Source organism: Sphingomonas sp. SP3 (assembly GCF_058514305.1).
Window position 1 is genome coordinate 796,450 of the sequence record NZ_JBZSOE010000001.1, and the last position, 21,221, is coordinate 817,670.

23 protein-coding genes and 1 tRNA gene are annotated in these 21,221 nt (G+C 64.0%); 11 read left to right on the forward strand and 13 right to left on the reverse strand.

Annotated features, from left to right (window positions below; genetic code table 11):
• The first annotated feature begins 167 nt into the window (after positions 1-167).
• On the forward strand, positions 168-596 hold the full coding sequence (locus tag AC4K8G_RS04210) for a hypothetical protein (protein ID WP_491732921.1): 429 nt from the start codon (positions 168-170) through the stop codon (positions 594-596).
• Between the two features lie 53 nt (positions 597-649).
• Here the strand turns inward: AC4K8G_RS04210 and AC4K8G_RS04215 are convergent, their stop codons facing one another.
• Positions 650-1,135, reverse strand: a complete 486-nt coding sequence (locus AC4K8G_RS04215; protein WP_491732922.1) for a DUF6456 domain-containing protein — start codon at positions 1,133-1,135, stop codon at positions 650-652.
• 91 nt (positions 1,136-1,226) lie between these two features.
• On the opposite strand from AC4K8G_RS04215, the gene AC4K8G_RS04220 reads away from it, so the two are divergent.
• Both AC4K8G_RS04220 and AC4K8G_RS04225 read left to right on the forward strand, forming a co-directional pair.
• Positions 1,227-1,790 (forward strand): helix-turn-helix domain-containing protein, encoded by a 564-nt coding sequence (locus AC4K8G_RS04220; RefSeq protein WP_491732923.1) that lies wholly within the window; start codon positions 1,227-1,229, stop codon positions 1,788-1,790.
• Positions 1,791-1,831: 41 nt separating this feature from the next.
• Positions 1,832-1,907: transfer RNA gene (locus AC4K8G_RS04225), tRNA-Val, on the forward strand.
• A 511-nt stretch (positions 1,908-2,418) separates the two neighbouring features.
• Here the strand turns inward: AC4K8G_RS04225 and cysQ are convergent.
• Positions 2,419-3,243 (reverse strand): 3'(2'),5'-bisphosphate nucleotidase CysQ, encoded by an 825-nt coding sequence (gene cysQ, locus AC4K8G_RS04230; protein WP_491732924.1) that lies wholly within the window; start codon positions 3,241-3,243, stop codon positions 2,419-2,421.
• A 2-nt stretch (positions 3,244-3,245) separates the two neighbouring features.
• On the reverse strand, positions 3,246-4,025 hold the full coding sequence (locus AC4K8G_RS04235) for an SDR family NAD(P)-dependent oxidoreductase (protein WP_491732925.1): 780 nt from the start codon (positions 4,023-4,025) through the stop codon (positions 3,246-3,248).
• Between the two features lie 199 nt (positions 4,026-4,224).
• On the opposite strand from AC4K8G_RS04235, the gene AC4K8G_RS04240 reads away from it, so the two are divergent.
• Complete coding sequence (locus AC4K8G_RS04240; protein WP_491732926.1) at positions 4,225-5,514, forward strand: L,D-transpeptidase family protein; 1,290 nt, start codon at positions 4,225-4,227, stop codon at positions 5,512-5,514.
• A gap of 3 nt (positions 5,515-5,517) precedes the next feature.
• Here the strand turns inward: AC4K8G_RS04240 and AC4K8G_RS04245 are convergent, their stop codons facing one another.
• The 5 genes from AC4K8G_RS04245 to AC4K8G_RS04265 all read right to left on the reverse strand — a co-directional run bounded on the left by AC4K8G_RS04245 (position 5,518) and on the right by AC4K8G_RS04265 (position 9,910).
• Positions 5,518-6,126 (reverse strand): GTA baseplate fiber-binding domain-containing protein, encoded by a 609-nt coding sequence (locus tag AC4K8G_RS04245; protein ID WP_491732927.1) that lies wholly within the window; start codon positions 6,124-6,126, stop codon positions 5,518-5,520.
• A gap of 14 nt (positions 6,127-6,140) precedes the next feature.
• Complete coding sequence (locus tag AC4K8G_RS04250; protein ID WP_491732928.1) at positions 6,141-6,941, reverse strand: phage tail protein; 801 nt, start codon at positions 6,939-6,941, stop codon at positions 6,141-6,143.
• A 272-nt stretch (positions 6,942-7,213) separates the two neighbouring features.
• Entirely contained in the window at positions 7,214-8,041 is an 828-nt protein-coding gene (locus AC4K8G_RS04255) for a hypothetical protein (RefSeq protein WP_491732929.1), read from the reverse strand.
• Positions 8,042-8,078: 37 nt separating this feature from the next.
• A complete protein-coding gene (locus tag AC4K8G_RS04260; protein WP_491732930.1) occupies positions 8,079-9,404 on the reverse strand; it encodes a DNA-packaging protein in 1,326 nt (441 codons plus the stop codon).
• Positions 9,401-9,910 (reverse strand): hypothetical protein, encoded by a 510-nt coding sequence (locus AC4K8G_RS04265; RefSeq protein WP_491732931.1) that lies wholly within the window; start codon positions 9,908-9,910, stop codon positions 9,401-9,403. Before AC4K8G_RS04265 ends, AC4K8G_RS04260 begins: the two co-directional genes overlap by 4 nt.
• Before the next feature lie 266 nt (positions 9,911-10,176).
• Here AC4K8G_RS04265 and AC4K8G_RS04270 point away from each other — a divergent pair, with 266 nt between their 5' ends.
• The 3 genes from AC4K8G_RS04270 (at position 10,177) to AC4K8G_RS04280 (ending at position 11,187) form a co-directional block, all read left to right on the forward strand.
• Positions 10,177-10,350 carry a hypothetical protein gene (locus tag AC4K8G_RS04270; RefSeq protein WP_491732932.1) on the forward strand — a complete coding sequence of 58 codons (174 nt, stop codon included), beginning with the start codon at positions 10,177-10,179 and terminating at the stop codon, positions 10,348-10,350.
• A 210-nt stretch (positions 10,351-10,560) separates the two neighbouring features.
• Entirely contained in the window at positions 10,561-10,932 is a 372-nt protein-coding gene (locus tag AC4K8G_RS04275; RefSeq protein ID WP_491732933.1) for a cupredoxin domain-containing protein, read from the forward strand.
• A gap of 66 nt (positions 10,933-10,998) precedes the next feature.
• Complete coding sequence (locus AC4K8G_RS04280; RefSeq protein WP_491732934.1) at positions 10,999-11,187, forward strand: hypothetical protein; 189 nt, start codon at positions 10,999-11,001, stop codon at positions 11,185-11,187.
• Here the strand turns inward: AC4K8G_RS04280 and AC4K8G_RS04285 are convergent.
• Together AC4K8G_RS04285 and AC4K8G_RS04290 are read right to left on the reverse strand one after the other, a co-directional pair.
• Positions 11,165-13,423: a glycosyltransferase gene (locus tag AC4K8G_RS04285; RefSeq protein ID WP_491732935.1), complete on the reverse strand. Its 2,259-nt coding sequence runs from the start codon at positions 13,421-13,423 to the stop codon at positions 11,165-11,167. The two genes, AC4K8G_RS04280 and AC4K8G_RS04285, sit on opposite strands and share 23 nt — an antisense overlap.
• The gene (locus AC4K8G_RS04290; protein WP_491732936.1) at positions 13,420-14,490 is read right to left on the reverse strand and encodes a phospholipase D-like domain-containing protein; all 1,071 of its coding nucleotides are present in this window, start codon (positions 14,488-14,490) and stop codon (positions 13,420-13,422) included. The genes AC4K8G_RS04285 and AC4K8G_RS04290 overlap by 4 nt, the downstream gene beginning before the upstream one ends.
• A 131-nt stretch (positions 14,491-14,621) precedes the next feature.
• Here AC4K8G_RS04290 and AC4K8G_RS04295 point away from each other — a divergent pair, with 131 nt between their 5' ends.
• Both AC4K8G_RS04295 and AC4K8G_RS04300 read left to right on the forward strand, forming a co-directional pair.
• Positions 14,622-14,879, forward strand: coding sequence for a hypothetical protein (locus AC4K8G_RS04295; protein WP_491732937.1), 258 nt, complete (start codon positions 14,622-14,624; stop codon positions 14,877-14,879).
• Positions 14,876-15,124, forward strand: coding sequence for a YdeI/OmpD-associated family protein (locus tag AC4K8G_RS04300; protein ID WP_491732938.1), 249 nt, complete (start codon positions 14,876-14,878; stop codon positions 15,122-15,124). The genes AC4K8G_RS04295 and AC4K8G_RS04300 overlap by 4 nt, the downstream gene beginning before the upstream one ends.
• On the opposite strand, the gene AC4K8G_RS04305 is transcribed toward AC4K8G_RS04300, so the two are convergent.
• Positions 15,115-15,654 carry a GNAT family N-acetyltransferase gene (locus tag AC4K8G_RS04305; protein WP_491732939.1) on the reverse strand — a complete coding sequence of 180 codons (540 nt, stop codon included), beginning with the start codon at positions 15,652-15,654 and terminating at the stop codon, positions 15,115-15,117. The two genes, AC4K8G_RS04300 and AC4K8G_RS04305, sit on opposite strands and share 10 nt — an antisense overlap.
• 20 nt (positions 15,655-15,674) lie before the next feature.
• The gene (locus AC4K8G_RS04310; RefSeq protein ID WP_491732940.1) at positions 15,675-16,232 is read right to left on the reverse strand and encodes a PadR family transcriptional regulator; all 558 of its coding nucleotides are present in this window, start codon (positions 16,230-16,232) and stop codon (positions 15,675-15,677) included.
• A gap of 103 nt (positions 16,233-16,335) precedes the next feature.
• On the opposite strand from AC4K8G_RS04310, the gene AC4K8G_RS04315 reads away from it, so the two are divergent.
• Positions 16,336-17,409, forward strand: coding sequence for a hypothetical protein (locus tag AC4K8G_RS04315; RefSeq protein WP_491732941.1), 1,074 nt, complete (start codon positions 16,336-16,338; stop codon positions 17,407-17,409).
• Positions 17,410-17,414: 5 nt separating this feature from the next.
• Here the strand turns inward: AC4K8G_RS04315 and AC4K8G_RS04320 are convergent, their stop codons facing one another.
• Positions 17,415-17,969, reverse strand: coding sequence for a hypothetical protein (locus AC4K8G_RS04320; protein WP_491732942.1), 555 nt, complete (start codon positions 17,967-17,969; stop codon positions 17,415-17,417).
• Positions 17,970-18,876: 907 nt separating this feature from the next.
• Between AC4K8G_RS04320 and AC4K8G_RS04325 the strand changes: the two genes are divergently transcribed.
• Positions 18,877-21,219, forward strand: a complete 2,343-nt coding sequence (locus AC4K8G_RS04325; protein WP_491732943.1) for an ATP-dependent helicase — start codon at positions 18,877-18,879, stop codon at positions 21,217-21,219.
• The last annotated feature ends 2 nt before the right edge of the window (positions 21,220-21,221 follow it).

Sequence of the window (21,221 nt, forward strand, 5' to 3'; positions counted from 1 at the left end):
TTCAGCGTTACGCGACGCGAAATTGGGCCGCTCGTCGATCCGACGGGCGGCCTTTTTTCGTTGCGCCGAGCCGTTCGTCGCAAAGTTCGTTCGGCAACAGGAACGGTTGCCGGATCACCCTTGTTTAAGCCGGCGGAGCAAGCGGGGTCATGTAAGGAGTAAGCGCCATGGCTGAAGAACGCGACGAAGAACAATTCGGTGAGAATGAAGGCAAGGCTGGTCAGCAGCAGACCACCGGTCAGCAAGGAAAGCAGAGCGAATATGGCCAGCAGGGCCAGGAAAGCGGCAATTTCGGTTCGCAGCAGCCCACCGGCGAGAGCTCGAGCGGCCAGACCGATGCGCAGGGCGGGTCCGGCACGTTGACGTCCGATCAGATGTCCAGCGGCGGCAACGACAGCAGCGGCCAGAGCGGCTCCCAGCAGGGCTTCATCGGTTCCCAGGGCTCGGGCGGCGACGACCTCGTCCAGGACGAGGAAAGCGCCTCTGACGAACAGACGACCGGCGGATCCGACTTCGCCAGTCAGGGTCAGGGCGCCCAGGAAGTTGACGAAGACGATTCCGAGTCCGGCGGGTCCGGCGGTGGAAGCTCCTTCTAACTCACCTTCAATCTAACACAGGCGCCGCGCTCTTGCCGAGTGCGGCGCCAATTCTATGGAATGCGATAAAAGGACGCGATCCGGTCCAGCGCAAAAGTAAGGACGAGCTTTCCAGCGCGCGCCGGCCAACCGAGTGCGGTTTCCGCTTCCCGCATGCCCTCCCCCGCACAAACGATGCGCCACAGGATATCGGCCAATCCCGGGCCGGCGCTCGCTACCGCACCATCGAACCGCCGGCGCGCGTCAATTTGCCCGGCCCGCGGGTCGCAGCCCGGCCCAGACCCGCCCCGACCACGAGCGATCGGACTGGCGTCCCAGACCATGGTGACCTTTGGAGCCAGCTCGGCACGCTCCCAATCGGACCTAAGCCGCTCTCCGGCCTCGAATTGGCGTCGAGTCACGAACCCCCGGGCAAACAGCCAGCCGAGCGGAGATTCGGCAAGGTTCACCGTCACTGAGCGAACAGCGCAACGGTGAATGCCTTCACCGCCTTCGCCTGTCTTGAGCGGGCGTTCGAAGAGCAGGCGGCTAGCAGTCATAAGAGGCACTCCTGATGATTCGCTCCCTCTTGCCACAACGGCGAAAGTGTAGGACATAGCAAAAACCATATAGGTTAGATACGGGGCGCGAATGATCACTCGAATCCGGGAAGTACGCAGGGCGCGGGGGATGACCCTCGATGATGTCGCCCGCCGGTGTGAGCCCGCCACGACCGCGCAAACCATCGGCCGCCTCGAAACCGGCACGCGCACAGTCTCAGTGGGCTGGCTCAACCGAATCGCAAAGGCGCTGGGGGTCGATGCGCAAGATTTGGTCGGCGCGGGCGAAACAGCGGAGCTCAACGTGGCGGCTATCTTGGGTCCCGGCGGCGCAATGGCGCCACGTAAGCCTTCGATCGTAGTCTCGCCTCGCGTCGACCAAGGCCAGATCGCGATATTAGTGGGTGGGAGCGTCGGCGATTATCGTGCCGGTGACGAAATCTGGTGCGAGACGCTGCAGCCACAAGACTTTGGTCGCGCATTGAACCGCGATGTCCTCGTGCCGCGGCCAGCCGGACGATTCATGTTCGGACGGCTCATCAATCGCGATGAGGAGAAGCTTCAGATCCTTCCGCTCGAAGCAGGCGGGAGGCAACAAATTGTCGCCAATCCGCCTTGGCTCGGCGTGGCGTCAAAGCTGGTCCGGAGCCTGTAACGCTTGTCCGCGGCTTCCAGCCGTGGCACCGCGATTGGCAAGGGCGGTTAGCTCAGTTGGTAGAGCATCTCGTTTACACCGAGAGGGTCGGCGGTTCGAGCCCGTCACCGCCCACCATCCATCAAATCGCGACCACTTTCCCCACTTCGGCGAAGTAGCGGCGAAGAGCGCTGCTCGCGTCTGGCGCCAGCTCGCGTCCATAGGGTCCACCCCAGGCGTTGAATCGGAACCGAGCATGGCGGTGATAACGCGCAATCTGGAGAAAAGTCAGACGATTTCGGCTCCAGAACGGATCAGTGGCAATTGCTGAGCAACGATCTGGGTGCATAGCCCGATTTCATGCCCGGGGAGTTGTTGTGGATCAACTATCAGCTGAATCGTCTGGAGCTGCGCGCGCACAGTGGCTGGCAGAGCTTTCTGACGCGCTGGAGCAAGCTCACAATCTGATGTGGAAGCTCGGTATCGGCGATGGCGGCGGGCCCGCCGCGATGGAACTGTATCTGAGAGTCGAGGCCGCAAGACTCGAGGTGCAGGCGCTTCGACTTGGCCGACGCTATCGACCGGTCGACGAGATTGATCCGCAATGGACTGAAGCTTCGCCTTGGAAACGAAGCGGAACCGACGGCTGTTAAACGCCCTGCGGGAGGTCGCCGCCGCCCGAGAAAGGTTCGAGGAACGGTTCCAGTCGCGGCGCCTTCCAGCCCGACGTCGCAACGAAGGCGCGATTGAGGAACGCCGGCTTGCCATAGCGCAAGGCGTCGCCGTCCGGACCGTCCACTAGGCCGCCAGCCGCAAGGAGGACGGCATGTCCGGCAGCCGTATCCCATTCGCTTGTCGGGGCAGCGCGCGGGTAGATGTCCGCGCGGCCTTCCGCGACAATGCAGAATTTCAGGGACGAGCCCACCGACACGTAGCCGCACGTCCCGACGGCAGCCTCGAGATAGTCGATTGTCGCCTGGTTGAGGTGCGACTTTGACGCGACTGCAGTCGTCTCGTCCCCCCGCTCACGTGTCCTGATTGCGCATCGCCCTTGCCCTTCATCGAGCCAGGCACCCGCGCCAACACAGCCGCCGTGCAACCGGCCCGTGGCGGGCGCAAAGACGACGCCGAGCTTGGGCGCGCCGCGTTCAATGAGGCCGATATTGACCGTATAGTCGTCGCCGCCGCGAATGAACTCTTTGGTCCCGTCGAGCGGGTCGACCAGGAAATAGGTATCGTTGTGCGCGGGAATGCGCCCGGCAGCCACTTCTTCCTCGGCGATCACCGGGACGCCGGGGGCAACCCGCGCCAACGCGGCCAGTATCACGAGTTCGGCAGCGCGATCCGCCTCGGTAACCGGCGACATGTCGCTCTTCGATTCAACTTCAAACCCACGCCGGACGAGGGTCAAGATCGCGTCCCCAGCCTCGCGCGCGGCTTCGGCGAGCTCGTCGACCAGCCTCTGGTGATCCATGCTCAGCGGGGCGCCATCCGGATGCCGCCGTCCAAGCGAACGGACGCCGCGTTCATGTAGACGTTTTCGATCAGGAACAGCGCCAGCCGCGCATATTCCTCTGCCTCGCCCAACCGCTTCGGGAACGGCACCTGCTGGCCGAGCGCATCCTGCACGTTCTGCGGCATCATCGCGACCATCGGGGTCTTGAACACGCCCGGGAGGATCGTGTTCACGCGAATGCCGTCGTTCATCAGGTCGCGCGCAATCGGGAGGGTCATCGCCAGCACGCCGCCCTTCGACGCCGAATAGGCCGCTTGGCCGATCTGGCCATCTTCGGCCGCCACCGACGCAGTGTTGATGATCACGCCCCTCTCGCCGTCTTCCATTGGGTCGAGGTCGACCATGCCCAGCGCCGCATTGGCGATGCAGCGGAAAGTGCCGATGAGGTTGATCTGCAGGGTCATTTCGAACTGCTGCAGCGGATAAGGCTTCGCCGCCTTCGTCTCCTTGTCGCGGCCAACCGTCTTCGCAGCGGTCGCAACGCCGGCGCAATTGACCAGGATTCGCTCCTGACCATGGGCCGCGCGCGCCTTGGCGAACGCCTCAGCGACCTTCTCATCGGACGTAACGTCCACCGAGCAGAAAATGCCTCCAATCTCGCTTGCGACCTTCTCGCCGCGCTCGGCATCGCGATCCAGCACGGCGACCTTGGCTCCGCGCCGGGCCAGTTCCCGAGCGGTTGCTTCTCCAAGACCTGATGCCGCGCCGGTTACGACGGCGGCCACTCCATTCACGTTCATGCTGCTTCCTCTGGTCGATATCTCGCGACGCCTAAAGCCGTGAATGGCGGGGAAGACAAGCCGTCGAGGAAGCGATCGCCCTGTCGCGATTCCGTCACAGCCCATGGTCGTTCGCCACGGTTAATCACGAATGCAGGTTGGATCGTGGATAAGCGGAGGTTAGATCCTTTTGCGTATCGGGATGGGGGAAGTAGTGAAGGTGACTAAGCTTCGGATTTTGGCGGCGCTGCTGGCTACTGCGTCAATTGCGGCTCCTGCGTCGGCGCAATCGACTGCTCCATCTGCGATGCAGGCGGCAACGGCGGTCAGCGCCTTCTACGACAGCTATCACAGCCCGTTGTGGTATCGCGGCGGCGCCGAAAGCCCCGCAGTTGCCCAGCTCGTTTCAGTTCTCCAGCGTGCCGCCTTTGATGGCTTTCCACAGGGGCCCCTCCTGGCCACGCAGGTCCAAGCTGCCGCGGCGCAAGCAAAAAGCGGCAATCGGACCGATATCGACGCCGCCGAGCGCGTGCTTTCGACTGCCTGGGTCCAGTATGTCCAGGCGATCAAGCAACCGACCCCGGGTATGGTCTATTCTTATCCGATCCTCGCCCCGCAAGGCTCGCGTCCGGACCAGATCCTGCTGACGGCCAGTGCAGCGCCGTCGCTAGAGGCCTATGTCTCGCAAACGTCGGCTGTGAATCCGATCTACGCGCAGCTGCGCAATGCCGCTTGGGCAGAAGCGCAGGCATCTGGAAACATGAACCCGGATCCGCGGCTGCTCGCCAACCTCGATCGAGTGCGCTCGTTGCCCGCCACAGGCAAATTCATCCTGGTCGATTCCGGCTCGCAGATGCTGACGATGTTCGAGAACGGCGCGCCGGTGGACTCGATGAAAATCGTGGTCGGCAAGACCGATTACAAAACACCGATGATCGCCAGCATCATGTACTACATCGTGTACAATCCGTACTGGAACGCGCCCGATCACCTCGTTCGCAAGATCGCTCAAAACTATCTGACGATGGGCGACGGCTATTTGAGAAGCCGGGGCTATCAGGTGATGAAGGATTGGACCGCCGCGTCGGAAGTCGTGCCGGCTAGCCAGATCAACTGGAAAGCGGTCGCCTCGGGCAAGGAGCAAATCCGCATCCGGCAGAAGCCGCAGGACGACAACAGCATGGGGGATTTGAAATTCCCCTTCCCGAACAACCTCGACATCTTCCTGCACGACACGCCGCATAAGGAATATTTCGCAAAGTCGACGCGCTTCCTGTCCAACGGCTGCGTCCGCCTCGAGGACGCGAAACGTTTTGGACGCTGGCTGCTCGGGAGCGAGCCGGTGTCGCCCGGAGCGGATGCGGAGATTCAGGTGCAGCTGCCGCGCGGCGTGCCGGTCTATCTGACCTACATTACGGCGCAGGTTCGCGACGGCAAGGTAAGCTATCTTCCTGACGTCTACGGCTGGGATAAGCAGGCGCCGGTTATCGCTTCGGCCGCCGCCAACTGATCGCTAGTCCTTTAGCGTAAGCGAGCACTGGGCGCTTCCGTCGAGGGCGGAAGCTCCCACCGGCTTGCCGGGAACCAACCGGGGCAGGTTTACAGGCTCGAGCGCCGCCCGGTCGATCAGTACGAACCGCTCTCCGCTCGAATGACAAGCGCCCTCGGTTCCTGCCCGGCCTCGCAGCAGGTTTGTGAGGCGAAAGGAGCCGCCACCAAGCGATATGGCCTCGCCAAATTGAATCGCTTCGCTGCCCAGCATCGCAAGATTGTCGCCAAGCTCGAGATCGTGATCGTGATCGTGATCGCTGCAGGAAATGAGCCAATGGTGCGGATCATCAAGCACGACTTCAATGCTGGGCTCGTCCGCACCAGCCGCGCTGACCAGCTTCCCAAGCACAGATTTATTCCGCGGCGTTCGCATGGCGAAGTTCCTGCCGGCGTGATCGACCTGAATGCTCTGCCTCAACCACCCGACCGTTGCCGTCGATGCAGCCAGCATCAGCCCCGAACCATCCGAGGATCTCAATCGTAGCTCGTCTGGAACTTCGAACAGAGCGAGCGCGAGCGGTCCCATTGCGACATCGGGATTGGCCGCAATCCGCCCGGCGTCAGCTTTCATCTGCGCGCGGTTGGTCAGCGAGGACTTAGCTCCGCAATCACGACGTACGCATCGATTGTGCATTTTTCCACCGTCCAGTCTTGGGGTGAGAGCGGCAGTTCGATCGCTTCACCCGGCTCCACATCAAGGAAGGCCGGGGGCAAGCGCAGCGTAATCAGGTCTCGTTTGGCCCATCTTCTCGCGATGATCTCGTGGACCAGTCCCTTCGCCTCATCCGCCGTCAGCACCGCTGGAAGTTCTACGCGTACTTCGCGGCCATTTTGCTCGGTGACGGCGGCGCGCGCCTCGCCCGATTGGAAGTCCCTGGCCGGATCGTAATAAGAAATCCTGAGGACCGCTGGTTGCGACGACGTCGTACCCTGTTCGCGTTGAATCCGTGGTGCCTGGCTGCCGTCTGCGCTATTGCCGAGCATATCGTCGCCGGCGATTATCGCGCCGCTGCCCGTCGCACCCCGGATATTCGTCCCATCGTCGAAAAGATCGATCGCATAGCTATCAATCAACGGCTCGATTGCGGCCCTGACCGACGAGCCATAGGCGGCATAACCGATCACGGCGCGGCCACTGCTCGAAGCGACGTCACCGGTTGAAGCATCCGACAGGATCGAACCGATAGGAACAGGCTCGAAATCCGCCAAAATTTCGAAGGTCAAAAACGGGATCCGGTTGCCAAACTCGGCAAGTTCCAGGTTCTCGAAAACGGCAAGCGCGAGCCCGCGATAGGCCGGCGTATTTGCAATGCCCTCGACGGAGCCGATCAGCGGATCGATGATCTGGTTTTCACTGCCGTCATAAAAGCGGAAAATCGTGCTCACCTTAAACAAGCCGTCGGCACCTCTCAGGAGCTTCCCGTCCGCCCAGATCCGACCAATCGCCGATACCGGCCGCGACGACAGTGCCACCGCGAGCGAAACCGAATAGCTGTTCCCATTGCTCGCTCGCTCCTATTTGAATAGCCGAGCATAAGGCTCGCGATTGCAAAGCAACCGCGGCCTTATGTCGAAGAGACTATGAAAATCGGACGGCCTGCTGCGCAGCAGACAGGACCGACGGCGCGGATTCACTCCGCGCCGATTATCTCACCGCTTTAAGCGACCCGCATGATCGCCTTTGCCGTGGCGTGCCACCATGGGGTGTCCCACAACAGGTTCACCCCGATCACGACCGCCGCGAAGATGGGCAGCCAGATCTTATATGCTTCATGCACCCGCCGGTTACGGATCACGTCCCAAACGAACATCGGCGCGATCGCCAAGAGTACGAACAGGTTGATCGACAATGGGCTCGCCGGCATCGTCGTCGGCAACCAATCAATGCGACTGATCGCCGCGCCGAGCGGCACAGCGACCGCCAGGAACACCATCCTTTTGTGCAATCCGGCATCGCGGGCCCTCGCCGTCAGCCCGATCGTGATGAATAGGGCGAACATGATCCCGGCGGAAATCTGCAGGAGCAGGATATTCTCGACGTGCGGCACTACCGGCGCCAACGCTGCACGAACCTCCGGCGGCCCGAACGTGGCCCCGCCCCAGACCTGGTAATACATGGTCGGCGCAAGGATGAAGCCGACCACCACCAGCGCCGCGGCTAGCACCATCCCGAGCACGCCAAGCTGCATGTGAAGCGCCTTGCGGCCCGTCGCCATCAGCCATGTTTGCAACAGCAGCAACAACAGGAACGATCCCATCAAGGCCGCATGAACGTGCAGGATCGGCGGGAACGGTGGCCGCGCTCCAGCTTTCACCATCGCCACCTTCATCATCGCGTCGGGCACGAACCCAACCAGGGTGATGACGATGAACCACACCGCCATGAACACGTAGATCCAGCGGTCGATCGCATGCGCTCGCGGAGTCCCCGAAAGCGCATCCGGAAGCCGCGCCCGCTCAAAATTACCCGATACAATCGTTGCCATGGAGACCCCCGCCGCCAGAACTAGCTAGGGATCGGTATCACAACCTTCGCACTCTCGGCACCCCGCTTTTTGTCTCGCTAAGCGCGGTCAGCGCCCACACCATGGCGTCAGCCCGGTCGGGCGATCTCCCCGGCCCTTCATATCCCCCGCCGGCGATGATTCCGGCTAGTTCGTCCTCGAGCGCGGTGAATTCTCCGGCCAGGCGCACCCGGCCCTTTTCGAACAGCAATGCGACCGGCTCGGCCCGCGCTGCCTTGCCCAACGAAGCGTGGACCAGCCGCACGTTCAGCCCGTCGTCGGCCGCGTTGAGCACGCTCTTGACCATCGCCCCGCCATTATTGGCTTCGGCGACGACCTGCGTCGTGTTCCATCGCGCCGCGACCGCCGCGACCTTGCTCGCCCACCCTTCGGGGCTGAGGCCGCGCGCACTGTCGTCCGCCAGCACATAATAATCTCCGCCGGCCAGCCCCGCGACGACGATCCCGCACGCGTCGCAATCATCGCCCGTGCCCGCAGGCGGGTCGACCCCGACCAGTACCCGTTCGAACCGCGGATGCGGCCCCGCCCACCGGCTTTTCGCCAGCAGCTCGCGCGGCCACAGCGCACCGTCCATGTCGAACAGCAATTCACCGTCCAGCTCCTGCCGGCCGAGCTTGGTGCCGCCATAGGTCGCGTTCATCACCTCGATGAACTTCTCGTCCAGGTTGATGTTGTCGCTCGTCCGCCCGCGCGTCGTCACGGTCCACTCCATCTCGCTGATCAGTTGCAGCAGGCGAAGCGGCCGCGGGGTGGTCGTAACCAGCGCCCGCGGCCTTGGCCCTCGCCGCAGGGCCATCTGCAAATTGTCCCACGCCAGCTGCGCTTCGCGCCATTTGGCGAGCTCGTCGCACCATGCGAAATCGAACTCCGGGCCGCGCAGGCCGTCGCCATGGTCGCCCGAAAACAGCTGGGCCTGGCTTCCGTTGGGCCAGGTCAGCCGGCCAATGCTCGGCTCCCAGCCCATGCGCCGCCGCGGCTCATTCATTTGCGCTATCTTGAGCAGCCCGCTCACCCCTTCGACCATGATGCTGCGCGCGTCGGCTATGCTCGCGCCAACCAGAGCGATCCTCACACCCGGCCGTGCCCTGGCCAGCCCGAAGACCCACTCCGCGCCGGCCCTGGTCTTCCCGAACCCGCGCCCGGCCATCATCAGCCAGGTGCGCCAGCCCTCGCACCGCGGCGGCAATTGGCTCTTGTGTGCCCAATTTTCGAACCGCCAGTCGAAGCGAAGCAGCTGTGCGGGTGTCATGTTGCGGATGATCCGCGCCCTTGTCTCCTCGTCTGCTGCCAGCAGCCGCTCCAGTTGCCGCTGCTCGGCCTTCATTCTTCCTCGGCTTTCTCCTCGTCGCGCCGGCGCTTCAACCGGGCGAGCTTCTTGAGCACTCGGTCGCGCATTTCATCGAGATCTTCCTGCAGCGTTTCCGCATGCGCCTCGGCGGCCGAGGTGCGATGCATCTTGAGCAGCGAAAGGCCCATGTGGTTCGGATATTCGCGCATCCGGTCCTCTGACCCGTCGCTTCGCGTGATGATTTTCTCGGTGCCGTTGAACGCGCGATCGAGGAGCGCGAGCTCGAGCCTTGAATAAGCCGTGCCGATCGCCTCCAGCCAGGCGGCGCGGAAAGCGGCGTTGCGTGCCCTTCGCCAATATGCGCCGCGCGCCGACAGGCCGACACGTTCGGCTGGCCGGGTGACGTTGCAGGTTTCCGCCAGCGCCGCGATGAACTCCGCTTCCTTCTCCTTGGTCCAGTTGCGGCTGGTCACGCGCTGCATTTGCGGTTTGCGCTCGCCGGCGAGCACCAATCTGATCTCGGTTCCTGCCTTGCCGCTCACGCTTACCTCCCAAAGAAAAAGGCCGCCTTCCGGGTGGGAAGCGGCCTTGCCGTGAACCGGGCTTCGCGGCCCGACTCGCAATTCTTCACTGTTCCTGACGTGTACCGATTGAGCGTGACGCTGTCAAGTTATATTTTGCCTATTTGGTTATTTCCGCCCACCGATAACTCGCTCGTGCCGACCGCGTGTGCGTACGGATGATCAGATCGGGTTGCCTTCGACCTGTGGGATGAAACAATGGTGCTCTGAGGCCGTTGGGCCGTCCGATGGACAACGAAGACCTAATCAAGAAAGCCCGGAACAGGGTGGAGCAGTGCCGCCGGCTCGCGGGCATGATGACCGACACTCGCACCCAAGCTGTCCTCAATCAGATGGCGGACGAGATCGAGGCGGACATTCAGACCTTTGAAGCTCGCGAGCGCGATGGCCGCAAGGCCTGAACAGCAGCACTGCCTTTTGCGGCTCACCGCGTAGCGAGATGCCGCCAGACGGAGAACGCTACCCCAATCAGTGCGAACGCTAGAACGACGAAGAGCAAGGGGGAGTGACCATTCATAGCCGCTCAACGGGTGCGACGCTTGCGGCGTTCCCCAAATATAAGAACCATTTGTGCCAACATGCGCACTAACCGCGGCAAAAGGAGAGTTCCGATGCACGCGTTTCGTATGTTCACCGCCGCCGCGCTCATGTTCGCGAGCGCACCGATCCTGGCCCAGCCCGCGGCCGTGGTCGTCGATGTCCAGAATTTCAGCTTCAACCCGCAGCCGATCCGCCTGCGCGCGGACCAGCCGGTCACGCTGACCTTCGTCAACCGCTCGGGCAGCGGCCATGACTTCACCGCGAAGAAATTCTTCGCCTCTTCGCGCATCACCGCCGGCGCCGCGCCGGACGGCGAGATCGAGCTTGCTGGGCACCAAACCAGAAGCATCACGCTGGTCCCCGCTGCCGGCACCTACAATGCCCATTGCAGTCATTTCCTGCACAAGCAGATGGGCATGAGCGACCTGATCATCGTCAACTAGGCCCACGGTCGACGATACCGGTTGGTAAGAATTTCGCGCTTACTCCGGCTTCGCTCGCCTGGCTGAATGCCGGGTTGCCTGAAAGGCGAGCGGGAGGCAGCGATGAAGCCTTATATCTACGGCGCGATCATCATCTGGTTCGTCATGGGCATCGCCGGCGCGGCTTTGCTCGGGCAGCACAAGCTCGACGTCCCGACCATCGCCGGCGGGCCAATCACCCTGTGGAACGGCCTCAACCGGCCCGTAAACTCCTAGCCGGGGCCTGCTCCGGCGCGTGGAGTGAAAGGCCGAGCGCGTCGGCATGACTGGCGACGCCTTCCCTGATTCCGTAGCGCGCGGCCCATTGGCGGGCTCCCGCCGCTGGCTTCGTTTGCCCTCGGAGCGCTGACTTTATCGCCACCGCGAGCGCATCTTTGTCGTCTGGCGGCACGAGGCAGCCGAACCGGCCTTCACCCAACACGCCGGCAACCGCGCTGGTGGACCGCGTTGCTACCACCGGGCAGCCGCACGCCATCGCTTCCAGCAATACCGCGCCCTGCCCTTCCCACGACGATGACAGGACCAGCGCGCGTGCGCTCGTAAGATAGGGCACGGGGTCGGCGACGAAGCCGCGGAACCGGACGCGCTCCGCGATTCCAAGCGCCTCCGCCTGCGCGATGAGCGCCGAAAGCAAGGGCCCGTCGCCGAGGATGTCGATGGTCCACGCGCGATCCTTGATCAGCGCGAGCGCGTCGAGCAGCAGCGGGTAATTCTTCTGCGGTGCCAGCCGGCCGATCGCCAGCAGCCTCCCCGGCTTTCCGCCATTGCGCTGCTGGCCCGCCGCAAACATCGCCTCGGTGATGTAAGGGTTGTCCACCACCGCAAGCTTTTTTGCGATCTCCGGCTGGCTGCGCGCCAGCTCCTCCTTCGCGACATCGGTGATCACCAGCACCTCGTCCGCCCGCCCGAATGCCCAGCGGTACCAGGCTCGCCGCATGCTGTTCGACAGCGCAGAGCCGGACGGCTTTTCAATCGGATTGGTCATCTTCAGCACCAGCGCGCATCCCGGAACGCGCGCCAGCGCATGCGCCAGGGTAGCGAGCACGTGCATATGGTTGCCGCTCGACACGATTTGCGCGGGCCGCTCCGCGCGAATGCGCCTGACCAGTGCCGGCAAGGCACGGAGCATGCCTGCTCCGCGGATCGCACCGGCGTCTTGCGGCAGGTATTTCACCCTCTGATCCAGCTCGGGCTCCAGGATCCCGCCGCGGCGCATGACCACCAGGTCGACGCTGACCCCGCGGTCGGCGAGGCCGTTGACCGTCAGCATCGTCGCCCGCCCCGTGCCGCCGGTGCCAAGGTCGGACAGCAGGAACATCACCGGACGGGCCTCGGGGCGCGAGCCGAGGAAGGTAGCGATCGCATCGGCCGCCCGCCGCGCTGCGCGAGGTTGGCCGTCGACCGAGGCGTCGATCTGTTTCTGCTGCAGCTCCCGGTACAAATGATGGCGCGCGTTCGCGCTGCGGATCGCGGCGATCGCGTCCGCCGCCGTCTCCACCACGTCGCCCAGGTTCCAGTTCGCGAAATCCCTGTTTCCCCGCCAGCCGATCTTGTGCGCGTTCAAGAACACGCACGGCTTTGGGCGCGTGAGGAACTCGGACAGCTGGCTGCTGACGTCCCCGGCATACATGTCGGCTGCGACGCTATAGGTCATGTCGAACGAACGGGCCGAGCCGAGGTCGACGATCACACGTCCCGGGACGGCGAGCCGCTCCCAGCGCCGCCACAGGAATTTCGGCCGCCGCCGGAACAGCTTTGCGTGCGGCGCGACGACCAGCGCGAACTCGCCGGTCCTCGCCGCATGGTCGATCAGTGGCTTCGCGAACCGTTCCCACGAACGCAGGCTTCGCTTCGAATGTGGGTTGAACAGCACGACCGGCCGATCGCCCTCGAACGGCTGGGCGCCCGCGCGCCCGAGCGCTTCCGCGAGTTCGAGTTTCGGATAGCCGACCACATAATGGCCGGGCCGGATGAGATGGTCCTCGAGCAGCCGCCGCTCGTCCTTCCGGCTGGCGACGACTACGAAATCGAAATTGAGATATTTGTCGGAATAGGACGCAGCGCGCCCGCCTATCCCGTGGTTCACATAGATCATCACCGGCCGCGGACTGAGGGGCCCCCGCAAGGCCCCGGCGTGGTCGGTCGGCGTCACGATCGCGTCGTATGAGGAAAGCAGATCGCGATTGGCGCGATACCGCATGATCGCGGTCTTGAGACTGCCGAATATCGCGAGCTTTTGGAGCAGTCCAAAATGCGCCGGAATATGCAGCAGGCGCGTGGGCATCGGCTTCGCGCCGGCGCGCCGCGACAGCGCTTCAAATTCCGCCAGCGTCTCCGGCAGTGCCGCGACGACCTCGACGTCGAGCCCGTCCCTCGCCCCCAGCTCCCACGCTATCCCCGCAACATGGAAGACCTGGTACGGCTCCGCGCCGAGCAGGATGGCGATCTTCAACTGCTGCCCGCCGCTTCGATCTCGTTCCAGCGCTCGTCGAGCTGGTCCCAAAGCTCCGGACACGAGGAAAACATCAACAGCTCGTGGTTCAGCCAGCGCGAGGTCAGCGTCAGGTTGTAGCTGCCGAACGACGCCCAGCGCTCGTCGCCGCATTCGGCGAGCATGAACTTGCTGTGCATTGGCAACCCGTCGGGATGGCTGAACCTCTGCACCGCAATGCCGTGCTGCGCCAGGTAGCGCTCGGTGCGCCGCGGCGTGCGCCGCGCGGTGTGCCCCGTAAGCAGCGTTACGTCTACGCCGCGATCGACCAGCTTTCTCAGTGCCCGCGCCATGAACGGGTCGCGAAAATGCGACGCCGCGATGCGGAGCGACGCGCCCGGCTTCAGCGCTTGCAGCCGGCCAAGCAACGGATTGCGCGCGAGCAACGGGAAGAACAGGCTTTCGCAATTGCCGCCATGAAGCGCGGAGGCGCTGAACGGCCAGCGGAACGCGCCACGCCTCGAATGGAGATCGCGCACCCGGTCGACCAGTCCCGCGACGAGATCCGGGTCGGTGAGCTCGACCAGTAGATTGTGGCCGCGGTCCTGGTCGCCGATGTCGGCGATGACCTCCGCATCCTCAGGGTCGTTTCCGGACGGGTTGAACGAACCCACCAGTGCGTGCGGATAGGGATGCGAAAAGGCATAGAGCTTGGTGTGCAGATGAAGCGGCAGCAGGTGCCCGACCGCGGCCAGCCCCCTTCCGATTCCCCCGACCGGATCGGCAAGAAGCTTGATCACCCGGTCGTTCGCGTGCCCGTGCCTCGGCCGCTTCTCGACGCAAAGCCGGACCGATACGCCGCGTTGGTGAGCGCGCACTAGGGCCTCCGCCAGCGCCTCATCGCGAAAATAATAAGTCGCCCAATCGATCGATCCGCCCGCGGGCACTGCGTCGATCCGCTGCTCGAGCAAGTCTCTTTGGACACGCGGCGGCCGGTCCGGGCCTCCGGCATAAAGCAGAGCCTCGGGCGCGCGCAGCTCCACCGGCTCCGGCGCGCCGTAAGCGAGTGCAAGAGAACGTCCGGCCATCCGCGGCCACCATGGCGCGTCCGATGTGCCGTCCCGATGGACGCTGGATTAACTTTACATGACATGATCATTACCTGGCGCCGGGCCGAGCAGGCTTGCCTGCCACCGCTTCGCGGGTCAGATGACCGGTCATGAACCTCGACGATCAGATCCGCCGCTACTTCGGCACGACGGACCTGGCCTCCGTTCCTCCGCCCGCGCTGGCCGCCGGCATCGAGCAGATGCAGGTCACTCTCGGCCTCACGAAGGATCGGGGCGAGCGCTTCGCGCTGTGGGCGTTGCTCTACACGGTGGGCGCGGCGCCGGATCTCGACGTCGCCTTCAAGGACGAGGCCGACCGCGAGGCGGCGCGCAATTTCATGGACCTTGTCCAGGGGGCTGGCGAATGATTGGGGCGATTCCCGGCGGCGTGGTTCACGACCTTCCCGCCGATTTCGAGACTGCCCTGAAAGCCGACCCTGAAGCGCTCGCCACCTGGCAGGACATCACGCCGCTCGCTCGCAATGAATGGATCTGCTGGGTCGAGTCCGCGAAGAAAGCGGAAACACGCGCTAAGCGCATCGACTGGGGCCGTGAAAACCTGCGCGATGGAAAGCGCCGGCCCTGCTGCTGGCCCGGCTGCCCTCACCGCTGATTGGGCGCGTGGTCGCGGTAATAGCGCCAGACCGTCAGCCGCCTTCCGAACCTCGCGCTATGGACCCGGCGCGAGCCTTGCCGGCGAAAGTCTAGGCCCTCCAGCACGGCGATCGATGCTTTGTTGCTTGGGAAAACATCCGCGCGAATGGTTTTGAGGGACAGATATTCGCTAGCCATCGCGATGGCTGCGGCGGCTGCCTCGCTCATATAACCCTGCCCGCGAAACTCGCTGCCCAGCCAATAGCCGATCGACCCCAACCCGGCGCGCACCCGCGCCATCCGAACCCACCCGAGCAGTTGCTCGTCCTCCTTGCGCAAGATTGCCCAGTTGACGGTTTGACAGCACCCCAACTCTTCCTGCGCGGTCCGAATGCGCTCCATCAATTGCTCGGGCGTCATGGGATAATCCCAGCTCAGCAGGTTCTCGCTTACGTCCGCGGTGACCAGCTGGGCGGTAGGTTCCGCGTCCCCGTCCGTCACCGGCCGCAGCATCAGGCGGGGCGTCCTTGCAACCAATGTCGTCAACATCAGCACAATCCGCCCACGTCCTATTCGGCGTTGATCTGGTCGTAGAGAAGCTCGTCCAGCCATTCCATCTTCACCCGGAGCGTCTCCATCGTGCTCATGAACGCGAACCGCTGGTAGGGGACCGTGACGCTGCGATTGAACTCCTCGACGATCTCGCGCCGCGCCTTCACCAGCGCTTTGGCGTTACTGATCCAGGCGATCCGCTGGTCTTTCGTGAGCAAGTCGAATGACAGCATTCGCGTCCTCAGCGGATCGTCCAGGCTGATGTGATCGCCATTGATCTGAAGCACCCACGCGGTCGCCGCATGCATGCCCGCCTGGGTCACGCTCAATTCCTCGGCGTTCCGGCCATCTCCGCTCACTTGCTTGCCGACGACCAGGCCTTTGGCCTTCAACCGGCGGATAGCCGGATAGAGCTGGCCCTTGCTCGAGTTGATGGACGTCACGGGCGAGCCCTCGAACAACTTGTACAGTTGGTAAGGCCGAACCGGCTGCTCGCGAATGACGAGCGCCAGCAGCATTCCTTCATGCTCCGTCAGCTTGGCCGGCTGCGTCTCACTACTCTTGCGCGTGACCAATTCGACCCCCCGGCTTTCGCGAATGTTTTAGTGCTCTCAGCACTAACTTTCCAGCATCTAGTGATAGATCAGTTTTTGAGATAATAGTGCGATTCGCACTATTATGGCTACGCATGCGATCCCAACCTTCTCGCTCGACGAGGTGCTGGCTGAACCGCGATACTTTCCGGTCCGCGCGGACTTCGCGCGCGATCGACTTGTTTTTGTCGAAACCGGCAGGACTCGGCTGGCGCCGCTTCCTTTCATCGACGGAAGATTTCCGCTGGCGAGCGGCGAGCCCGTGGAAGTCCGGCTCGGCGACGCGCTACAGGCAAAATGGTCAGCACCGGCCGGACCGGACCGTTTCATTTTTCACGTTGCCTTCTGCGGGTCGACGCTGCTGGCAACGCTGCTCGATGCGCCGGGAAGAAGCTTCGGCCAACGCGAGCCTCAAATTCTCAACGACATCGCCGACGCTTGCGGAAGCCGGCCCAGGTCCACGGTCGTCGCCGCCCTCGGCTTGACCCGCTCGCTGCTCCGGCGCCCATGGCAGCCGGGAGAACGGAATTTCTGCAAACCCTCCAACTGGGCGAACAACCTTCTTCCCACGCTTACGCGGCACTCGCACCGCATCCGGCCTTTGTTCGTAGCGATCGATGACCGCGATTATCTCGTTGCGATGTTTCGCGGCGGGCGCGAGCGCGTCGAATATGTCTTTCGCGCCACCAGGCACCTGCTCGGGCACAATTTGAAGGACCGGGCGCTGTGGGAAGACGCGCTTCGTGCGCCGGGGCCAGCGCTCGACGTCGCGGCCCGCATCGGTCTCCTCTCGCTCCATCGGCAGCTGGGTTTGTTCGGCGAGTCAATGAGACGCGGCGGGTGGAGCAGTGCCAACCTGCTGTCGCTTCGCCAGATTGAGGACGATCCCCTTTGTGCCTGCATGTTGGCGGAGCGCGCACTCGGCCTCGGCGTCTCCTGGGCCGAGATCAATCGGGCGATCGATCGGCACGCCAACGGTTATGCGAAGGTTCCGGGCGAACCATATTCGCGCGAAGCGCGACGCCAGCTCAACGCCCAAATCGAGCGAGACTATGCGACGGTATTCGACCGGGCGCTCGATTGGGCCGCAGGCGCCGGCCTGCAGACGAACTTCGGCTCACTTTTGCGTTTCGTCGAAACCCAGGACCGCGCGGCTTAGCCGGCTTACACCACGTGTTCGGCGTGGCCGTAAACCAGGATGGTCAGGAAACCCTCGTGGCCGGCGGCCGCGACGGCCTTGGCCGCGCTCGCCTCGAATTTCTCGGCCTGAGCTTCCTTGCACCCATAATCGGGCGTCATCGCTCCGTCGGCGGAAACGATCTTGCAGCCCTTGACGCTGCCCTCGGAGTCGATCGCGAGCGCCATCACCTGCTGGCCGAGCAGGGTTTCGCCCGGTGACACTTCAGCCTTGGCGACCTGCGCGCCCGGGGTGAAGCGGCGCTCGAAGGTAATTCGCGTCAGGTCGGACTTGTTCGACCCGCCTTCGCTGCTCGCCATCGACGCCTGGTCGCCGGTCACGTCGCATTCCGCGCCCGCGTTGGGCTTGAGGCTGGTTTCGTAACGGCACGATTGCGCCTTGCCATTGCCGGCGATGGTCACGGTGACCTTCTCCCACCACGGGGCGGTCGAGCTCAGGGCATCGCTGGCCTTGGGGGCCGAGGCTGCGACGCTATGGGCGGAAGCGGTAAGCAGGGCCAAAGCGGCAATCGCGCGGATCACTAGTCGTCACTCCGTCGCCCGCCGCTCCGGCGACTTCATTGCCGCCGTCCACCTATTCGCCCCAACGCGCGATTGGGGCTTTGGTGTCCGGCCCTGCGGCTCGCGTGCACGTGCTCGCGTGCGTGTCCGCGTCTCTGCCCGACGCGCCATGCCGCCGCCGCTTTGCGATGAGTTGATGGGGGTTCCTGAAAAGGAACTCGAGCTGCCGTGCCGGCAGCGTAGGGTCCCGGCAGGGCAACAACGCGCAGCGAGTTGGCCCATAGGAAATGGGGGCCGGCATTGCTGCCAGCCCCCACTGCGCCGAGCGAAGGATCTGCCGGTGTTCGTAACCTGGTCAGAAAAACCCGAAGGCCCCCCCGACCCGCTCTCGATCCTGGCTCACCAGCTCAGGCGTCGCTTCCTATCGAACAGCTCTCTCCGAAGAGAAGCCCGACCGTTCTACCAGACTGCGCGGCCCGAAGGTTCGCTGGTCTTTCGTCCGTCCCGGCCTGCTCGAGAACCGAAGTTCACGCTCAAAACCGTCCGATGCTCTGCGGCCCTTCTTGGGTCGACCACTCTTGCGTCCCGCTTCGTTCACCGAACCTAACCAGACCTCCCGAAGGAGACCCGGAAAATCCGGGAACCGCGTCGCGCTTGAGGAAGATCAACTCTTCCGGCGCCTCATACCAGCTGACCCCAAAAAGAACCCGAAAGTGCTTCTTACTGCCTGCCGGCGGAGATCGGACCTTTGGTCACCTGCCGCTCTTTCCTGCCGTTGCCGGCTCTCTGGAGAGGCCGGGACCGCCGTCCCGATCACATGAGCAACATGCACGTGTCCGCCGAGTCGCAAAAGCGAAAAATGGGTGCTCAAGCCTGTGGATAACGGGGATATCGGTAACAACCCGCGGAACCTTTTCGATTCCGCAAAATGGCCCCGCCTTCGGTTGCCGTTCCGTTCTCCTCCGCCTACTTCGGCCAAGTGCCTGAATCGCCTGCGATCAACCCGGACCCGCCCTACATTCAGGGCCTGAACCCGCCCCAGCGCGACGCCGTCCTTTCGACCGAAGGGCCGGTGCTCGTGCTCGCCGGCGCGGGCACGGGCAAGACCGCGGCGCTGACTGCCCGCCTTGCCCATTTGATCGCCACCCGCCGCGCCTGGCCGTCGCAGATCCTCGCCGTCACTTTCACCAACAAGGCGGCGCGGGAGATGAAGGAGCGCGTCTCGAAGATCAGCGGCGGCGCAATTGAGGGCATGCCGTGGCTCGGCACCTTCCACTCGGTCGCCGCGCGCATGCTGCGCAGCCACGCCGAGCTGGTCGGCCTCCAGTCCAACTTCACCATCCTCGATACCGACGATCAGCTGCGAGTCCTCAAACAGCTAATCAGCGCCGCCAACCTCGACGAGAAGCGCTGGCCCGCGCGCCAGCTCGCCGGGCTAATCGACCGGTGGAAGAATCGCGGCTGGACTCCGGAGCAGGTCGACGCCGGCGAATCCGAGGCCTTCGCGGCCGGCCGCGGCTCGGAACTCTACGCGCAATATCAGGAACGGCTGAAGGCCTTGAACGCCTGCGACTTCGGCGACCTCTTGCTCCACATGCTGCGGATCTTCCGCGCTTATCCGGACGTGCTGGCGCGTTACCGCGAGCGCTTCCTTTATCTGCTCGTCGACGAATATCAGGACACCAACCAGGGCCAGTACGAATGGCTGAAGCTTCTCGCCGAGCCGCGCCGCAACTTGTGCTGTGTCGGTGACGACGACCAGTCGATCTACTCGTGGCGCGGTGCGGAGGTCGCCAACATCCTTCGCTTCGAGAAGGACTTCCCGGGCGCCAAGATCATCCGCCTCGAGCAGAATTACCGTTCGACCAGCCATATCCTGTCAGCTGCCGACGGGTTGATCGCCCACAACGCCGGCCGCCTCGGCAAAACGCTTTGGACCGCCGCCGGCGAAGGCGAGAAGGTCCGCGTCATCGGCGTCTGGGACGGCCCGGAGGAAGCACGCCGAGTCGGCGAGGAAACCGAATCGCACATGCGTTCGGGCGGCAGCCTCGACGATGTCGCGATCCTGGTCCGCGCCCAGTTCCAGACGCGTGAGTTCGAAGAGCGCTTCATCGCCATCGGCCTGCCCTACCAGATCATCGGCGGCTTCCGGTTCTACGAACGCGCCGAGATCCGCGACGCGATCGCCTACCTGCGCCTGATCACCCAGCCGGCCGACGACCTCGCGTTCGAGCGAATCGTCAACCAGCCCAAGCGCGGACTCGGCGACAAAGCGGTGGCGACCATTCACCGCCACGCCCGCGCCTCGCAACAACCCCTGCTGCTCGCCGCCGCCACCTTGCTCGACAGCGACGAGCTGACGCCGCAGGCCAGGCGGTCGCTCGGCGCGTTCGTCGCCGACATCGCGCGTTGGCGGCAGATGGCGGCGGAGCTTCCCCACCCTGAGCTCGCGCGCATCATGCTCGACGAGAGCGGTTATACCGCGATGCTGCAGGCCGACCGTTCTGCCGAAAGCGCTGGCCGTCTAGAGAACCTGGCCGAGCTTGCCCGGGCGATGGAGGAGTATGAATCGCTCCAGGCGTTCCTCGAGCATGTGAGCCTGGTCATGGACAATGACGAGGCGCGTCAGGGCGAACGGGTCACCATCATGACGATCCACGCGGCCAAGGGCCTCGAGTTCGACATCGTCTATCTCGCGGGCTGGGAAGAGGGCGTGTTCCCGTCGCAGCGCTCGTTGGACGAAGGCGGCCTTGCCAGCCTCGAGGAGGAGCGCCGTCTCGCCTACGTCGCGATCACTCGCGCCCGGCGCAAGGCGACGATCATCCACGCCGCCAACCGCCGCATCTACGGACAGTGGACGAGTTCGATCCCGAGCCGCTTCCTCGCCGAGCTGCCCAAAGCGCATATCGATGAAGAAACCACGATGACGGGGGGCGAGAGCCTGTGGCGCGCTCAATGGTCCGAGCGCGCAGATCCGTTCGCGCACCTCGGTCCCGCGCAGTCGATGCGCGCCAGCACCCGCGGCCCGGGCTGGCAGCGCGCCAGCCGCGACGGCCGCTACAGCGCGGAGCCGCAACGCGTGATCGAGGCGCGCGCCTCCGCCGTTTCGCTAGGCAACAAGGGCCGCGACGATTTGTCGCTCGGCCAGCGCGTGTTTCACGGCAAGTTCGGCTACGGCATCATCGCCGCGATTGAGGGCAACAAGCTGGAGATCGATTTCGAGCATTCCGGCCGCAAGAAGGTGCTCGACAGTTTCGTCAGCGCGGGCTGAAA

Excerpts from the sequence above, each read along its gene's own strand:
- AC4K8G_RS04210 (WP_491732921.1), top strand. The coding sequence starts at position 168 with ATGGCTGAAGAACGCGACGAAGAACAATTCGGTGAGAATGAAGGCAAG.
- AC4K8G_RS04215 (WP_491732922.1), bottom strand. The coding sequence starts at position 1,135 with ATGACTGCTAGCCGCCTGCTCTTCGAACGCCCGCTCAAGACAGGCGAA.
- AC4K8G_RS04220 (WP_491732923.1), top strand. The coding sequence starts at position 1,227 with ATGATCACTCGAATCCGGGAAGTACGCAGGGCGCGGGGGATGACCCTC.
- cysQ (WP_491732924.1), bottom strand. The coding sequence starts at position 3,243 with ATGGATCACCAGAGGCTGGTCGACGAGCTCGCCGAAGCCGCGCGCGAG.
- AC4K8G_RS04235 (WP_491732925.1), bottom strand. The coding sequence starts at position 4,025 with ATGAACGTGAATGGAGTGGCCGCCGTCGTAACCGGCGCGGCATCAGGT.
- AC4K8G_RS04245 (WP_491732927.1), bottom strand. The coding sequence starts at position 6,126 with ATGAAAGCTGACGCCGGGCGGATTGCGGCCAATCCCGATGTCGCAATG.
- AC4K8G_RS04255 (WP_491732929.1), bottom strand. The coding sequence starts at position 8,041 with ATGGCAACGATTGTATCGGGTAATTTTGAGCGGGCGCGGCTTCCGGAT.
- AC4K8G_RS04260 (WP_491732930.1), bottom strand. The coding sequence starts at position 9,404 with ATGAAGGCCGAGCAGCGGCAACTGGAGCGGCTGCTGGCAGCAGACGAG.
- AC4K8G_RS04270 (WP_491732932.1), top strand. The coding sequence starts at position 10,177 with ATGGACAACGAAGACCTAATCAAGAAAGCCCGGAACAGGGTGGAGCAG.
- AC4K8G_RS04275 (WP_491732933.1), top strand. The coding sequence starts at position 10,561 with ATGCACGCGTTTCGTATGTTCACCGCCGCCGCGCTCATGTTCGCGAGC.
- AC4K8G_RS04280 (WP_491732934.1), top strand. The coding sequence starts at position 10,999 with ATGCCGGGTTGCCTGAAAGGCGAGCGGGAGGCAGCGATGAAGCCTTAT.
- AC4K8G_RS04290 (WP_491732936.1), bottom strand. The coding sequence starts at position 14,490 with ATGGCCGGACGTTCTCTTGCACTCGCTTACGGCGCGCCGGAGCCGGTG.
- AC4K8G_RS04295 (WP_491732937.1), top strand. The coding sequence starts at position 14,622 with ATGAACCTCGACGATCAGATCCGCCGCTACTTCGGCACGACGGACCTG.
- AC4K8G_RS04300 (WP_491732938.1), top strand. The coding sequence starts at position 14,876 with ATGATTGGGGCGATTCCCGGCGGCGTGGTTCACGACCTTCCCGCCGAT.
- AC4K8G_RS04305 (WP_491732939.1), bottom strand. The coding sequence starts at position 15,654 with ATGTTGACGACATTGGTTGCAAGGACGCCCCGCCTGATGCTGCGGCCG.
- AC4K8G_RS04315 (WP_491732941.1), top strand. The coding sequence starts at position 16,336 with ATGGCTACGCATGCGATCCCAACCTTCTCGCTCGACGAGGTGCTGGCT.
- AC4K8G_RS04325 (WP_491732943.1), top strand. The coding sequence starts at position 18,877 with ATGGCCCCGCCTTCGGTTGCCGTTCCGTTCTCCTCCGCCTACTTCGGC.